Annotated in this window: 15 protein-coding genes, 1 tRNA gene and 1 pseudogene; 14 read left to right on the forward strand and 3 right to left on the reverse strand. The window is 43.4% G+C overall.

What is annotated here, in order from left to right:
• The first annotated feature begins 20 nt into the window (after positions 1 to 20).
• The 3 genes from hcp (at position 21) to JEU20_RS07605 (ending at position 3,181) form a co-directional block, all read left to right on the forward strand.
• Positions 21 to 1,703 carry a hydroxylamine reductase gene (hcp, locus tag JEU20_RS07595; protein WP_198244681.1) on the forward strand — a complete coding sequence of 561 codons (1,683 nt, stop codon included), beginning with the start codon at positions 21 to 23 and terminating at the stop codon, positions 1,701 to 1,703.
• Positions 1,704 to 1,709: 6 nt separating this feature from the next.
• Positions 1,710 to 2,282: an electron transport complex subunit RsxB gene (gene rsxB, locus JEU20_RS07600; protein ID WP_198244683.1), complete on the forward strand. Its 573-nt coding sequence runs from the start codon at positions 1,710 to 1,712 to the stop codon at positions 2,280 to 2,282.
• Between the two features lie 65 nt (positions 2,283 to 2,347).
• Positions 2,348 to 3,181, forward strand: coding sequence for an HDOD domain-containing protein (locus tag JEU20_RS07605; protein WP_198244685.1), 834 nt, complete (start codon positions 2,348 to 2,350; stop codon positions 3,179 to 3,181).
• Positions 3,182 to 3,211: 30 nt separating this feature from the next.
• Here JEU20_RS07605 and JEU20_RS07610 read toward each other — a convergent pair whose 3' ends face one another.
• Positions 3,212 to 4,051: a thermonuclease family protein gene (locus JEU20_RS07610; protein WP_198244687.1), complete on the reverse strand. Its 840-nt coding sequence runs from the start codon at positions 4,049 to 4,051 to the stop codon at positions 3,212 to 3,214.
• Positions 4,052 to 4,317: 266 nt separating this feature from the next.
• Positions 4,318 to 5,067 (reverse strand): annotated as a pseudogene (locus JEU20_RS07615) (IS5 family transposase).
• A gap of 94 nt (positions 5,068 to 5,161) precedes the next feature.
• On the opposite strand from JEU20_RS07615, the gene JEU20_RS07620 reads away from it, so the two are divergent.
• From JEU20_RS07620 to JEU20_RS07670, 11 genes are all read left to right on the forward strand, one after another.
• Positions 5,162 to 5,908 (forward strand): OmpA family protein, encoded by a 747-nt coding sequence (locus JEU20_RS07620; protein ID WP_245395148.1) that lies wholly within the window; start codon positions 5,162 to 5,164, stop codon positions 5,906 to 5,908.
• A gap of 60 nt (positions 5,909 to 5,968) precedes the next feature.
• Positions 5,969 to 6,763, forward strand: coding sequence for a ParA family protein (locus tag JEU20_RS07625; protein ID WP_198244691.1), 795 nt, complete (start codon positions 5,969 to 5,971; stop codon positions 6,761 to 6,763).
• A gap of 47 nt (positions 6,764 to 6,810) precedes the next feature.
• On the forward strand, positions 6,811 to 7,521 hold the full coding sequence (locus JEU20_RS07630) for a chemotaxis protein CheW (RefSeq protein WP_245395149.1): 711 nt from the start codon (positions 6,811 to 6,813) through the stop codon (positions 7,519 to 7,521).
• A gap of 226 nt (positions 7,522 to 7,747) precedes the next feature.
• On the forward strand, positions 7,748 to 8,497 hold the full coding sequence (locus JEU20_RS07635; protein ID WP_198242867.1) for an IS5 family transposase: 750 nt from the start codon (positions 7,748 to 7,750) through the stop codon (positions 8,495 to 8,497).
• Positions 8,498 to 8,562: 65 nt separating this feature from the next.
• A complete protein-coding gene (locus JEU20_RS07640; protein WP_198244695.1) occupies positions 8,563 to 9,036 on the forward strand; it encodes a chemotaxis protein CheW in 474 nt (157 codons plus the stop codon).
• 5 nt (positions 9,037 to 9,041) lie between these two features.
• Positions 9,042 to 9,203, forward strand: a complete 162-nt coding sequence (locus JEU20_RS07645; RefSeq protein WP_198244697.1) for a hypothetical protein — start codon at positions 9,042 to 9,044, stop codon at positions 9,201 to 9,203.
• Positions 9,203 to 9,598 carry a DUF2802 domain-containing protein gene (locus JEU20_RS07650; RefSeq protein WP_198244699.1) on the forward strand — a complete coding sequence of 132 codons (396 nt, stop codon included), beginning with the start codon at positions 9,203 to 9,205 and terminating at the stop codon, positions 9,596 to 9,598. The genes JEU20_RS07645 and JEU20_RS07650 overlap by 1 nt, the downstream gene beginning before the upstream one ends.
• A gap of 244 nt (positions 9,599 to 9,842) precedes the next feature.
• Positions 9,843 to 11,864 carry a TonB-dependent receptor gene (locus JEU20_RS07655; protein WP_198244701.1) on the forward strand — a complete coding sequence of 674 codons (2,022 nt, stop codon included), beginning with the start codon at positions 9,843 to 9,845 and terminating at the stop codon, positions 11,862 to 11,864.
• A 3-nt stretch (positions 11,865 to 11,867) separates the two neighbouring features.
• Positions 11,868 to 12,335, forward strand: a complete 468-nt coding sequence (locus JEU20_RS07660; RefSeq protein ID WP_198244702.1) for a Fur family transcriptional regulator — start codon at positions 11,868 to 11,870, stop codon at positions 12,333 to 12,335.
• Between the two features lie 209 nt (positions 12,336 to 12,544).
• Positions 12,545 to 13,333: a peptidoglycan-binding protein gene (locus JEU20_RS07665; protein WP_198244704.1), complete on the forward strand. Its 789-nt coding sequence runs from the start codon at positions 12,545 to 12,547 to the stop codon at positions 13,331 to 13,333.
• Positions 13,334 to 13,422: 89 nt separating this feature from the next.
• Positions 13,423 to 14,664 carry a hypothetical protein gene (locus JEU20_RS07670; RefSeq protein ID WP_198244706.1) on the forward strand — a complete coding sequence of 414 codons (1,242 nt, stop codon included), beginning with the start codon at positions 13,423 to 13,425 and terminating at the stop codon, positions 14,662 to 14,664.
• 249 nt (positions 14,665 to 14,913) lie between these two features.
• On the opposite strand, the gene JEU20_RS07675 is transcribed toward JEU20_RS07670, so the two are convergent.
• Positions 14,914 to 15,000: transfer RNA gene (locus JEU20_RS07675), tRNA-Leu, on the reverse strand.
• Between the last annotated feature and the right edge of the window lie 228 nt (positions 15,001 to 15,228).

Below are 15,228 nucleotides of genomic sequence, written 5' to 3' on the forward strand. Positions count from 1 at the left end.
CCGCTTTATACGAGGTTTTCATGTTTTGTTATCACTGTCAGGAAGCGAAAAAAAATAAAGTTTGTGATACGGCCGGAATTTGCGGCAAAAAAGCCAATATTTCGAGTCTTCAGGACTTATTGATGTATAGCCTCAAGGGCTTGGCTTTTTATGCTGATCATGCGGTCAAGTTTAATTTAGTCAGTGTCAGGACGCATCGATTCATGGCCAAGGCGCTGTTTTCGATGGTGACCAATGTTAACTTTTCGGCGACTGATTTTGTGCAGTTGATTGATGAAGCCGTGCGTCGACGTAATTCGATTCGGGATAAACTGCTAATCGCTTGGCAGGAGAAGCATGGTGAGGCTTTCAATGAGCCGCTTCCTGAAGAAGCGTTGTGGCAATACGAGAGCGTGGACGAAAAAGCCTTTACCGAGAAGGGAGAGCAGGTCGGCATACCGTATTATCTGGAAAAATATAAGCTGGATACTGATGTTCATGCTTTGCAGGAATGTTTGCTTTACGCGGCAAAAGGATTAGGTTCGTTGGCCGTACATAATCTTGAGCTCGGCGTTGAAGAGACAAACTTTTACCTGTTTTTGTATCAGGCGTTGACGCTGACCTTAAACACCGATAATCAATTGGATGAAGTCTGGACAATACTGTTGGAGAGTGGACGCATAGGGCTAGCCGCTATGCATCAGCTAGAGCGTGCAAATGCACAGCAATTCGGTGAGATGGAGCCGACGACGGTATTTTTGGATACTTGGGACAGACCAGGTATTCTGGTTTCTGGGCATGATTTACGCGATATAGAAGATTTGCTGGTGCAAACTGCCGGTACTGGCGTGGATGTTTACACCCATGACGAAGCAATGTCGGCACACGCTTATCCGGCGTTAAAAAAGTTTTATAACCTAGTCGCGAACTATGGCGGTGCCTGGCAGGATCAAAAAACACAGTTTCCCAAGTTTAATGGGCCTATTCTGGTCACCACCAACAGTATTCAGCAGCCGAAAAAAACCTATGAAAACAGATTGTTCAGTACCGGTATGGTGGGGTGGCCGAATGTACCACATATCCCCGATCGCAAGCCTGGGCAGCGTAAAGACTTCAGTGCCTTGATCGAATTGGCCAAAACCTGTGAGCCACCTGCGCCACTAATGGAAGGGGAGCATATCACAGGCTATGGTTTGTCGGCATTGAAGCGTTTACTGACGCCGATTGCCGAAGCCATAAAAACGGGAAAAATCAAACGTATTATCGTGTTGGCGGGCACTGACGGACGTCACAAAGAGCGTCGTTATTACACTGAGTTGGCTGAAACGCTGCCTGAAAACACCTTGATTCTTTCGGCAGGCGATGTCCGTTATCGTTTTTTTCAGCATGATTTTGGGAAAATAGATGATATTCCACGGTTGCTCGATTGTGGACAGAATTACGACTTTAATGGCATCCTGGATTTTCTTGAACAATTGCAACAGGCTCTGCAGCTTGAACAGTTCAATCAGTTGCCGGTGTCATTCAACATTGCCTGGTATGAACAAAAAACGATTTTGATGATGTTGGCTTTGTTTGCCCGAGATATCCAAAATGTTCGGGTCGGCCCAACCTTGCCGCCTTTCTTTACGCCAAACATTTTAGCCATGCTTGAACAAAAATATAGCTTGAAAGGTATCGACAGCGTTGAAAACGATATTGCTGCCATGTTGGCGGGGCAGTAAAGTGCTATGAATCGAGCACGGGTCGATGAGATCGACGCCATTTTGCCGCAAACGCAATGCACGCAATGCGGCTATCAGGGTTGCCGGCCTTATGCCGAAGCGATTGCGGCAGGTCTTGCCGATATTAACCAATGCCCACCGGGTGGTAAAGCCGGGATTAAAAAACTGGCTGCGCTGCTGAATCGACCCGAAAAACCACTAAATCCAGTACATGGGATAGAAAAGCCGCGCCAGGTGGCGGTGATTATTGAGGCCGATTGCATCGGCTGTACCAAATGCCTGCCGGCTTGCCCGGTCGATGCCATTATCGGCAGTAATAAGCATATGCACACCGTGATTATGACAGAATGCACCGGCTGTGAACTGTGCATTGCACCGTGTCCGGTCGACTGTATTGAAATGCAGACACTACATGATGCCGAGCCCTGGAATGAGAACATGGCCAATCACGCGCGGATGCGCTATTACAACAAATTGCAGCGACAACAACAGGACGCCCAGGCTAAGGCTGAGCGTCTTGCAAAACAAAAACAACGGCTGGCGAAAATAAAGTCGCGACAAAAAACCGTCACGCGATAGATTTTTTAAGAAATTCATCTAAACTTGATAGGTCTTGATTTAAGTAACTTAGGAGTTTATCGCTCATGAAGCTGACGCTGGAAAAATTATTCGACCAAATCCATAAAGTCCCTCAAATTCCTGAAGTTGTTCGTGAGCTGATCGCTCAAGTGAACAATCCTGATTTCGATTTTATGGCGGTTGCCAAAAATGTCGAGAAAGAACAAGTGATTGCACTAAAAGTGCTACGTTTAGTCAATTCCGCCCACTTTGGGCTGTCTCGAAAAATTGGCTCGATTGATGAAGCCGTCGTATTGCTTGGCATGGGACAGCTTAAAACCCTTGTTATTGCATCGGGTATTGTCAGTTCGGTTTCTGATATTCCTGGTATCAATATTAAAGAATTCTGGGCGGATAGTTTTTTAACCGCAACCTATGCCAAATGGTTGGCTGAACAAGCTGGACTTGAAAATAGTGAAACGGTTTATACCGCAGGCCTCTTGAGTGGTTTGGGAACTATTTTAATTCACTTGGCTGATCCAAAAGCAGCCAATGAAATTGATCAGCATGTCAAGGCGGGTGAATCTCGGCCTGAATTTGAACGTAAACGAATCGGTTTTACCAGCGAAGAAGCCTGTGCAGCCTTGTGTGAACGCTGGAAGTTTGCACCTGAGTTGGTCGACACCGTGCGTCAATCGGGTGAGCCTTTAGCGTATGATCCGGTTTTGCCTGAAGCCTGTTGTGTTTATCTAGGTCGTTTTATCACTCAGGCTAAACGCCACGGTTTAAGTCAAGATGAGATGATGGCCAATTTTCCGCTGGATGTCTGGAAAAAATTGGGCTTTAGCGAAGAGCAGTTGAGTGAAAAATTGACGGAACTGTTGACGCTGGAATCAGGTTTGGACGGTTTGGCTGATTAGTCTCGCAATATGGACAAGGATGTTACTCAATTAGTCATTGAGCATGACGATAGCAACCGGGTGCCGGATCATCAGGTTGTAGCCATGGCGAGATTTATGAATCCAGCCGCGAGCTTCAATTTTTTTGCCTAAATAAATTTCTGGATCGGGAAACAGCGAAAGATACTTGCGGGCGATTTTTATCGCAAACTGATCTGAAAACTTCAAATAAACATTATGGCGTGTTGATTGAATGTGCTGGACGGTTCCGGTAACACGTTTCCAGCCTTTATGGTATTTTCCTTTGATGTCGCTGTAAGGTTGTGGCGCAAAATAAGGCTGCCCCCATAATCCCAGTTTTGCATTTTCGGCTTTTTGCTGTGCTGAGATCAGGGTATCGATATAGTTGAGATTAGGCGGATGTACAGTCACAAATGCCAAACCATTTTTTACCAGCAATGCATTGATATGGCTGCCGTCTTCAGTAAAAACATGGGCAATTAAACGGCCATATTTATCCCGTTTTTCAAAGCCTGTTTCCAGGCGAATCTTAGTGTTTTTTAAGCGATTAGATAGCCACTGTCGAGCCTGCTCACCTATGGGCTCGCCGGTTTGATAACGGCTTTCAATCTCTGGTGTGTTGATACCTGATAACCGTACTTTGGTCTTATCATCTAAAATGATGGTATCACCATCATAAACATATCTAACCTTATGCCAGGCATAGCCAGGCTTGATGGATAGGACTTTGGCATTTTTATGGGGTTTATCAGAATAATGCTTCTGTCCATATTGATCTTGCCAGACAAAAATTTCACTATAGGCAGCGCGCTGGTGAAATAAGACTAATAAGAGTAAAGAGAATACAATTCGACTTTTTTTATTCAGCATAGTGCGATTAAATGACGGTTATAAAGTCAAGGTATAGCAAAATTTGGAAAAATGTGTTGCAAACAAGACGTAAAAGTTAGACATTACATTTCATGTGTACAGCATATAAGATAATCTGGTCTGATTGAGTTTTTGGTGCGATTTTTTATTGAATGATAAGGTGTTGGCTATGAGCAGACGCAAACGAATAGATAGGCTGGAAGAAGAGGAAAGCCAAGATCGCTGGCTGGTCTCGTATGCTGATTTTATTAGGGGCTGTTGCCATTTCACATAGGTAACCATAAAAAGGCGCAAGCCAGAGCGATAGAGCCTTCAAAATTTCGTTTGAGTTTGTCATATCGCGTGGCGATCGCTCTGAAATGCTTAAGTCTTGCAAACACATTTTCAACGAGATGGCGATATTTGTAGAGACACCAATCCATTTCATCATTTCCCCGAGTTGAATTCTTTTTTTCTTGGGATAACAGGAACAGCCCCTTTGTCTTTAATTTGAAGACGTAATGCTTCACTGTCATAGCCTCTGTCAGCAACTATATAGTCACCTTTTGGGAGCTCTGCAACTAATTTCGGTGCTTCTTTACAGTCATGAACTTCGCCGCCTGTCACTGAGAAATGAATAGGAAGACCACAGGCATCAACGGCCATATGAATTTTACTGGTGTTCCCGGCGACAGATTTCCCTATCGCTGTTTCTTGTTCACAGGCCGCACCACTATTATGCTGATGTGCTTTCACAATACTCCCATCAATAAATTCCCATTCCAGGTCTGGATCAACAACCAGGGCGTTAAAAATACCCATCAGTTTTTCTTTACGAGACCAGTCATTGAATCGTTTATATACCGCATTCCAATTACCAAAAGCCGTGGGTAAATCTCTCCAGGGACAACCTACTCGCAAGCGATAAAAAATACCTTCGACTGTTTTCGAAGACAAGGTTTGTCATAAATTCCCATTTTCAACATAATTATCTTCAGTTTCTCCCAAAGTTCATCCGTAAGCAGTTGTCGCGGCATAGTTTGCTTGTTTTTGAGTCAAAATAAACAATCTATGTGGCGGAGTTATTGAATTTCAAGGGGGATTTTCAAAACGGCAACAGCCCCTACATTGTTGTTCGCTTTTTTTGTGGTGATGTATTCGATTGCTCAACTTAATAATACCAAATACGATTCTTTGGTCGAGGCTTTAGAAGATGCATTTACATCCAAAAAGCAAAAACCAATCACCGCTGAACAGCCAATTCCAGCCGAGGATTCAGTCACCGTGATACAGCCGATAAAGCTGGATGATCCAACGGATGAAGAAAAGCGTAAGCGGCAACGGCTCAGCGATGAAATTTTACATGAACGACGTATTTTGGCCAAGGCTTCAGAAAACTTACATGCGGTTTTAGAGCCTTATATTAAAGATGACCTGGTATCGGTAAAGCGCAATGATTTCTGGTTGGAACTGGAAATGAAAAGCGACTTACTGTTTTTAAGTGGCGAAGCTGAGTTGTCAAAAAAGGCCTCTCCTGTTCTTAGAAAAATTGCGGAAGTGTTAGGGCGGATGCCGAATATGATCAATGTTGAAGGTCATACTGATAATATTCCTATCGATACTGTCGAATTTCCATCTAATTGGGACTTGTCGGCGGCACGGGCGACCAGTGTCGTCAGGGAATTGATAAAAGATCATATCAATCCGAAAAGATTAGCGGTGGTCGGTTATGGAGAATTTCATCCTGTGGCCGATAACAGTACTGAAGAAGGTCGGTTTAAAAACAGGCGGGTTTTGTTGGTGGTGATGTCTCAGGCATTTGCGCGTTATGGGGCAAGCGATGAAGAACGGGCACGATTATTGAATTATAAAAGGTAGTGTCAAAAAACAGGCGTAGGGTTTTGGACAGACAGTAACGCATGAGTGCAAGGTAACCGTATGAAAATTTGGGCAGTCTCCAATCAAAAAGGTGGCGTGGGTAAAACAACGACCGTCGTTTCATTGGCCGGATTATTATCATCCTGGGGTTTTCGCGTGTTATTGGTTGACCTGGATCCGCATGGTTCATTAAGCAGTTACTTCGGATTGGATCCTGATGGTATCAAGGCCAGTGTGTATAACTTGTTTCATGATGCCAGTCAGAAGAAAGCCATCAAAACGGAAGCCTATATTCGAAAAACAAAATTTGAAAATATTTCAATTCTGCCAGCATCGACAGCCATTGCCACGCTTGATCGACAGGTTGCATCAATGGGGGGCATGGGGCTGGTTGTCTCTAACGCCTTAAAAAAAGTCTCCAGTCAATATGATTATGTCATCATCGACAGTCCGCCTATGTTGGGTGTGTTGATGAGTAATGCATTAGCGGCATGCCAGCATCTTTTGATTCCTACCTTGGCTGAATTTTTGGCTTTAAAAGGTTTGGAGCGCATGTTGCATACCTTTGATATGGTATTCCATTCGCGTAAAGTGAAACCGGCGTGTACTATTATTCCGACGATGTTTGACAAGCGAACCCGGGCAGCACGAGAAAGTTTGGTGGCATTAAAAAGTGCTTATCCTGATAAGGTTTGGGTAGGCTATATTCCCGTAGATACTAAAATTAGAGATGCCAGCCAGGCTGGTGTTCCCGTTTCATTATTTGTAAAAAATTCCAAAGCGGCGGATGCCTATGCGGAATTGTTGGAGACTTTGTTGCAAGATGACATCGACCATGACAGAAAAATGGCATGAACGCGGACTGGCAATCAATATGATTATTGACGCATTGGATGCAATACATGAAACCTAAACAAAAAGCGGCAACAAAGCAGATTGCTCAGCATGAGCAGGCGCTCGACCTGTATTTTAAAAATATGCTTGGCGATTTGCTAAGCGGTCAGGCCGCGCCTGAACCTAAGATCGAAGTCAAAGCACACCCTAAACCTAGAATCAAGCATGTTCAAAAACCTGTACCGGTTGTCGCTAAGGAGGTGGTTGTAGCGCAAACCAGGCAAGCGGCGACTAAGACAGAAGGCAAAATAATGCCGCTTTCGGTGATGCCTGAATGGTCACAACAGGAATTTCAGGCATTATTCTTTAAAATCGATAAAATGATCCTGGCGGTGCCATTGACTGAGTTATTGAGAACAATTACCTTCGACCGGAAAGTGATCAAGATTCCAGAGCAACCCAGTTGGTTTATGGGTTTGATGGATGAATTGGATAGTCGTGTTGGCGTGTTGGATAGTGGCCAGTTGATTTTGGGAAAAAGCCGCGGCATGCAGCGGAATATGCAGGATAACCCGTATAAAAGTATTCTGATTACGGCCGATGGTCGATGGGGGTTGGCGTGTGATGGTGTCTTGTCTATTGGCAAATTGACGCCGGAAAAAGTCCGCTGGCGAACTTATCGGGAAAAACGACCCTGGCTGGTTGGTACTGTGATTGATGAATTAGTTGCCGTGATTGATATTCAAAAGCTGGTGCCGCATCGAAAAAATGAGGTGTAAGGTCGTTTCGGTAAACCCAGCACCTCGTCCTGAAGGACAAGGCTTTCTTAAGGAAATTTTTATCCAACACCTTAAACCTTACCCTGTTCGGAGCAAGATTCTGAAGTAAGGTGCTGGGTAAAATATCAATATTCGACTAGGGGCTGTTGCCGTTTTGAAAATCCCCCTTGAAATTCAATAACTCCGCCACATAGATTGTTTATTTTGACTCAAAAACAAGCAAACTATGCCGCGACAACTGCTTACGGATGAACTTTGGGAGAAACTGAAGATAATTATGTTGAAAATGGGAATTTATGACAAACCTTGTCTTCGAAAAACAGTCGAAGGTATTTTTTATCGCTTGCGAGTAGGTTGTCCCTGGAGAGATTTACCCACGGCTTTTGGTAATTGGAATGCGGTATATAAACGATTCAATGACTGGTCTCGTAAAGAAAAACTGATGGGTATTTTTAACGCCCTGGTTGTTGATCCAGACCTGGAATGGGAATTTATTGATGGGAGTATTGTGAAAGCACATCAGCATAATAGTGGTGCGGCCTGTGAACAAGAAACAGCGATAGGGAAATCTGTCGCCGGGAACACCAGTAAAATTCATATGGCCGTTGATGCCTGTGGTCTTCCTATTCATTTCTCAGTGACAGGCGGCGAAGTTCATGACTGTAAAGAAGCACCGAAATTAGTTGCAGAGCTCCCAAAAGGTGACTATATAGTTGCTGACAGAGGCTATGACAGTGAAGCATTACGTCTTCAAATTAAAGACAAAGGGGCTGTTCCTGTTATCCCAAGAAAAAAGAATTCAACTCGGGGAAATGATGAAATGGATTGGTGTCTCTACAAATATCGCCATCTCGTTGAAAATGTGTTTGCAAGACTTAAGCATTTCAGAGCGATCGCCACGCGATATGACAAACTCAAACGAAATTTTGAAGGCTCTATCGCTCTGGCTTGCGCCTTTTTATGGTTACCTATGTGAAATGGCAACAGCCCCTACACTAAAAGCATAAAATTTTAATCCGCTTTATCTAGGAAGAGTGAGCAATGAGTGAAGATACAAATCAAAATGATCCCCTAATGCAATGGGTTACTTTTTATTTGGGCGATGAAAAATATGGCATCAATGTGATGCAGGTTCAAGAGGTGCTCAGATACAGTGAAATAGCACCGGTACCGGGTGCGCCGAACTATGTGCTTGGCATTATTAATTTGCGCGGCAATGTGGTTACGGTGATTGACACACGCAATCGTTTTGGTTTGCCTTCGAAAGAAACCGATGACGCTTCAAGAGTGGTGATCATTGAAACAGAAAAGCATATTATCGGGATTTTGGTTGATAGTGTTGCCGAAGTGGTGGAATTAAAGGCTTCCGAGATTGAAACTGCACCGAATGTAGGTAATGAAGAGAGCTCAAAATATATTCAGGGTGTGACCAGTCGTGATAATGAATTACTGATTCTGGTTGATTTAAACAAATTATTGAGTGAAGATGAAAAAGCTGAATTGGATATGATCTGATTCTCATGATTGACATCCCACCGGTTACCCCGATTGCTCCTGTAAAACAGCCAAAAAAAATAAAGCGGGAGGAAGGCGCTAAAAAACGGCCGGTTAAACCTGAAAAACAGGATGAAGAATCGGTCGATAAAGACACGGCTTTGCCCCATATCGATGAAAGAGTCTGATGACAACTGTGTTCTTGATTGCCTTAAGCGGCATTAATTTAATCCTGTGCTTTGCGGTAATCAGACTGGTGATTATTTGTCGGCGGTTGGGGCGGGATGTCTCTGAGTTGGAAAACCAGGTCGCCCGAAACAGCAAAGATATTGCCGGGCTTTGTTCCGCTGCGGTTAAAGTGGATGCCAATTTGCAGCATAATGCGCATTTTCTATCTGAAATACAGGCAAAACTAACAGACTTGGAGCAGTTAGAGCATGATAATTACGGTGTATCGCCTTATCAAGATGTCATCGCCCGTATTCACCAAGGTGCAACGCCTGAGCAATTAGTAAAAGACTGCGGCATCAGTCAGGAAGAAGCCAAATTACTGATTCGGTTGCATACGGACAGCGAAGCATAGTTATTTTGTATCTACTCACCCTCTCTAAAAAGCAGGTGTAGGTTGTTGATTTATCAGGCTTGCATAACAGGGATGTTATGCAGAACTACATGGATGTATTCACGTGTCCTGATAAATCAATGACCTACTCCGGCTAAAACACAACCGGGTGAGCAGTTACGTTATTTTTTTAGAATGGGGATGAGTATTTTGACGCTATAATGTTATGATGTAACATATCATAAAAATCATAAGGCTTCTAAAAATGAATTATCAGGGGGATAGAAAACATATTTCTCAAGGGCTGTTGTTGCTGTTATTCATTTCTACATCTGTCTATGCAGAGCCAGAGCATGTTCAAACATTGGATGCGTTGGTGATTCATGCCACGCCGCCACAAGCTGCTGAAACAGCCTTGCCAGTATCGATGCTGAGTGGCGATGAATTGCGTATGAAAGCCAGTTCAACCCTGGGTGAAACACTGCAAAACGAGCCGGGTATTAGTAGCCAGTCATTCGGTCCCGGTGTGGGGCAGCCGGTGATTCGGGGGCAATCCGGTGCCAGGGTGCAGGTTTTGCAAAATAGTCTGAGCAGTCTGGATGTGTCATCCTTAAGTCCGGATCATGCTAATAGTACGGAATCGCTGTGGGCGGAAAAGATTGAGGTTCTAAAAGGGCCGGCTACATTATTGTATAGCAGTGGAGCGATTGGTGGAGTTGTCAATGTATTGGATAATCGCATCCCCGATATGTTGCCTGAAAAAGCGCTGCAAGGTGCGATTGAGCAACGTTACAATACCGTCAATGAAGGCAAGTCGACCGCATTCAAGCTGGAAGGGCGCGCGAATCAGCTGGCTTGGCATTTAGACGGTTTTTACAGGGATAGTATCAATTTGCGAATACCGGGTTATGCCATCAATGGGCAGGCAAACAGCAGTCAAGGCCGCCTGCAAAATTCTAATACTCGGGCCCGTAGCGGCACGGCGGGTTTTTCCTGGGTTGGAGATAATGGCTTTGTTGGAGTTTCGGTGAATCATTTGAACAATAATTATGGTATTCCGCCGGCAGAGGAGGCCGCGTCGGTGCGTATTGCCATGCAGCAAACCCGCTATGAGATGAAGTCGGCAGTAAATTCACCATTCGCCTTTGCTGAAAAATTACGTATCCAGTTGGGTTATAACGATTACCAGCATACGGAGTTGGAAGGCGGGGCAGCCAGCAATGTTTATAAGCAAGAGGGTTTTAGCAGTCGTCTGGAGCTGGTGCAAAAACCTTGGGCTATTTTTGATCACGGCGTGGTGGGTGTGCAAACCCGAAATAGTCGCTTTTCAGCCATTGGCGCAGAAGCGATAGTGCCAGCCTCAGATATCAATGGTTTTTCATGGTTTACCATGCAGGATATTCACACTGAATATATGACCTATGAGCTGGGTCTGCGGGTAGAACAACAATGGATAAGCCCAGAGAATTTGCCCGAAAAATCGCATACCCCAGTTAGCTTTTCGGCCGCGGCTATTTGGAATGTTTCTGAAGAAGATAGTGTGACGCTGACATTTACGCGGTCGCAACGAGCGCCTGGTGTTCAGGAATTATTTTCCGATGGTCCGCATTTAGCGACACAGAGCTATGACCGAGGTAATGCCAATTTGATTGAAGAAACCTCGCATAATCTTGAATTAGGATTACATATCGATCACGAAAAGGTGCAAGCTGATATCAATTTATACCAGAATTGGGTGCAGGATTACATCACTCAAATCAGTAGTGGGCAGTTTTTTGATTTAAATAACGAGATATTTATAACGAGTTGTACATTGAATTGTTTGCCGGTTTTCAATACGCAGCAACGTGATGCCGAATTTCAGGGCTTTGAAGCGCAGATTAATTTACGCTTGGCTGATTTTAAAAACGGTTCACTGAATACGCAAGGGTTTGCTGATTATGTGCGAGGTCGGTTTAGTGGTGGGGGTGATGTGCCTCGTATGCCGCCATTGCGTTATGGCATGGCTTTATCCTGGCGCAGTCTGGACTGGATGGCGGATATGCGCATAACGCGTGCGGAAAAGCAGAATCATCCTGGGTTAAACGAAGCGGAAACGGCGGGTTACTGGTTGTTAAATCTTGCGGCGCAGTATCAACTGAATGCAGGCGATGATGCTGAAATAAAATTATTCGTAAATGCAAATAATCTATTAGACCAAGATATTCGCCACTCTGTTTCCTATTTACGGCAATTTGCTCCTGAGCCGGGTAGAGGTGTGGCTATGGGTGTCAGGGTGACGTTTTAAAGTATGACGACTATCAACAAGATTGAGCGTATATTGAAAAAAGTCGAGCACGACTGTCTGCAATCGGGTTTGCGGCTGACAAAAAAACGCCGTAATGTGTTGCAGATTTTATTGCAAGAACAAGAGCCTTTATCGGCCTATGATATTGTCGAGCGCTATAAAATAACGATGGCCGAATCGCTTTCGGCCATGTCTGTTTATCGTATGCTGGATTTTTTATTAGCGGCCGGGTTGGTACATAAACTGGAAACGACTAATCAATATTTAGCCTGCTCCCATATTATTTGTGAACATCAGCATCAAATTCCCCAGTTTTTGATTTGTGATCAATGTCATAAAGTTGAAGAGGTCGGTTTATGTAAACAACTTTTAGATGAGCTTAAAGCCAGTATTGAAAACACGGGTTTTTCTTTGTTGAGTCAACAATTAGAGTTGCATGGTTTGTGTGCACATTGTAAAAAACAGGAATAGTTTTTATCTTTTTTGGAGTGGGGTCTTAAATTGTTGCAAGTCTGTTTTATAGTGCCTTTAAATTGACAGGGATACATAAAAGGACTAATTTGCGAATTAAGCTTTGCGTTAGAGAGTCTTATTCTAGTGTAATGGCTAAATCGGTAAAAGAGTTTTTGTTGTGATGAATTTAAATAGCCGGTTCAATCTAAGCAAAGAGGGTGGAGTCCATGATACCTGTAGATGGTGATTTTATTTTATCTGTCGCACCACGTTTGTCGGGGAGTAGAGGTGAATCTCAGTGGCGAATTGTGGCTGAGATATCGGGCGTTTTTTCGTCTACCCTTAGCAGCTACGAAATAAATACCCGATTACGTATTGCTCACTTTATGGCGCAGATAACCCATGAAAGTGCTGGGTTTTGTACGACAGAAGAGTTTGCCACGGGCGCTGCGTACGAGGGGCGAGAAGATCTTGGAAATATTCACCCTGGAGATGGTAGACGCTATAAAGGGCGAGGATTGATTCAACTGACAGGTCGATCCAATTACAGGAAAATAGGACAGATGCTCAATTTGCCTTTAGAAGATAAGCCACAGCTCGCTGGGCAGCCGGTTATTTCTTTAAAGATTGCCTGTGAATACTGGAAAAGTCGAAATATAAATGACGCGGCCGATCGGGATAACTTAATTAAGGTAACAAAACTCGTTAATGGCGGCCTCAATGGTTTGGATGATAGGCGACAGTATCTGCAAAAAGCAAAAAGGGCGCTGGCCACTATTGAAGGCATAAGAGTAGCCATCAATGAAGGCGGAAACTCGATTGTATTACGACGTGGATCTTTTGGTGAATCCGTCAGAGAGTTACAAGAGTTTTTAGTGGGCAAAGGCTATAGCATTGCTATTGATGGTGATTTCGGAGCGGCGACAGAACTTGCTGTAATGTTATTTCAAAAAAATCATAACGTGACAGTAGATGGAATTGTAGGGCAGAAAACATGGGCCTTGTTGAAAGCATAGTGTAATAAGTATAGATTTTCTGGATGTAATCATTCTGTCATATTTGGTGCTTATAATCGACCTTTGCTAGAGAATCAGGTCAAAGGTTGATGAAGCAATTATTTATTAATGCTGTATTGGTAACCGTCATGGCGACTACGGGTGCCGTCGCGAAAAATAGCCCAGTGGTCGAGGTGGACAGTGAAATGTCATTGCGTGCCGCGATTGATAGCGCTAATCATGATGACCGAATCAAAAAGATCATTTTCAAGAATAACGTGTATATCGAATTGAATGCACCGGTTATTTATTCTGGGACACAAGAATTGGAAGTTTTCGGAAATAATGCTGTCATCGATGGGCATAATGCAGGTTCCTTTGAGTTCGGTGAGGATTTGGTTGCGATTACTGATGATGCAAGCCTGATTTTTAATACGGCCTCAAATATTACCATTCATGCACTTTCTGTAGTAAACAGTGCAACACGCGGCATAGTTATTAATATTCCATTAGATGCACACGGTACGGATATTGAAGTAACGCTAGATCGGGTCAATATTTCGAATTCGGCTTTATATGGTTTGCATGTCGATGACAATGCCGATGCGTTTGATAACGGTCTGGTGGGTTCTGATATTGGCGTAAATTTAAAAATTTCACATTCATCATTCACTCAAAATGGTACTGGTGCGATTGATTTTGATGGTGTTCGGGTTGATGAGCGTGGCTTGGGTGGAATTTATGCTGAAATCACCGATACACACATTGATATGAATGGTGGTGATGGAATTGAGCTGGACGAAGCGGGGCCGGGCGATGTTGTGGTTAATATGAGGCATGGCACATTGAATGAAAATGGGTTTTTTAATCCAAAAGATTTGGATGATGGGTTTGATATTGATGAGGCCGGTGCGGGTGATGTGGAAGTCATGTTTTTTGATATTGAAGTAAAGTCAAATCAGGATGAAGGTCTTGATTTTGATGAAAGTGGCGAAGGCGATGTGTATGCGGTATTAAGGCAAGTTACGGCGATGACGAATTTTGATGAAGCTATCAAAATCGATGAAGAAGGAGAGGGTGATATTTTGGTGCGTATGGCAAAAGTGATTGCTGATGATAATGGTGATGATGGTATTCAATTGACTGAATTAGGCGAAGGTGTCATCAATGCCTGGTTGAAGAAAGTCAGTGCTACAAATAATGTAAAATATGGCATTAAGTTGGAACAGAGAGTGGTTGAAGATGAGGTGCGTCTACTTGGTGTACCGGGCAGACTGAAAGTCAAAAAAGTAGTACTGAGCGGAAATCATAAAGGCAATACAATCAAAACAAATAATGTGAACGTCATTTAAAAATAACCGCTTTATTTGACTGCTGTAAGCCCTTGTTCAGTTAGATTGGCAAGGGCTTTTTTGTTATCCGAGGAGGTGGACAGGTCAAAAAATCAATAGTTACTTCTCATTATTCGTTCGTGAATGCAAGTTGTAAATACTCAGAATGATCAGGTTTAGCCACAGGTCGATAGCGGATATATTTCCTGGAGCGGGACAGTCTATAGAAATTGTACGAGGGGAGGTCGACGAAAAGCTTGATAATGTTCATGGTGCCGAGGAGAGGACTTGAACCTCCACGGGGTTGCCCCCACTAGCACCTGAAGCTAGCGTGTCTACCAATTTCACCACCTCGGCTAAGAGACTTGATTGATCAAGTTAGTGAATCAATAATTCTAATGATACATTATATATCTGTCAAATGTTTTTTATTTGTATATGTGTTTATGTTGGTTTGCTGCCTTTTTACGGTTTTTAAATTTGATGTTTTCAATGTGGGCTTGTTTAATAGGTATTAATCACTATATAAGGTATATTAATTAACACGATTTGTGATGTTTGACTTTAGATAAAATTGTTTTCTGA

The organism is methane-oxidizing endosymbiont of Gigantopelta aegis (assembly GCF_016097405.1).
GTDB lineage: Bacteria > Pseudomonadota > Gammaproteobacteria > Methylococcales > Methylomonadaceae > Methylomarinum.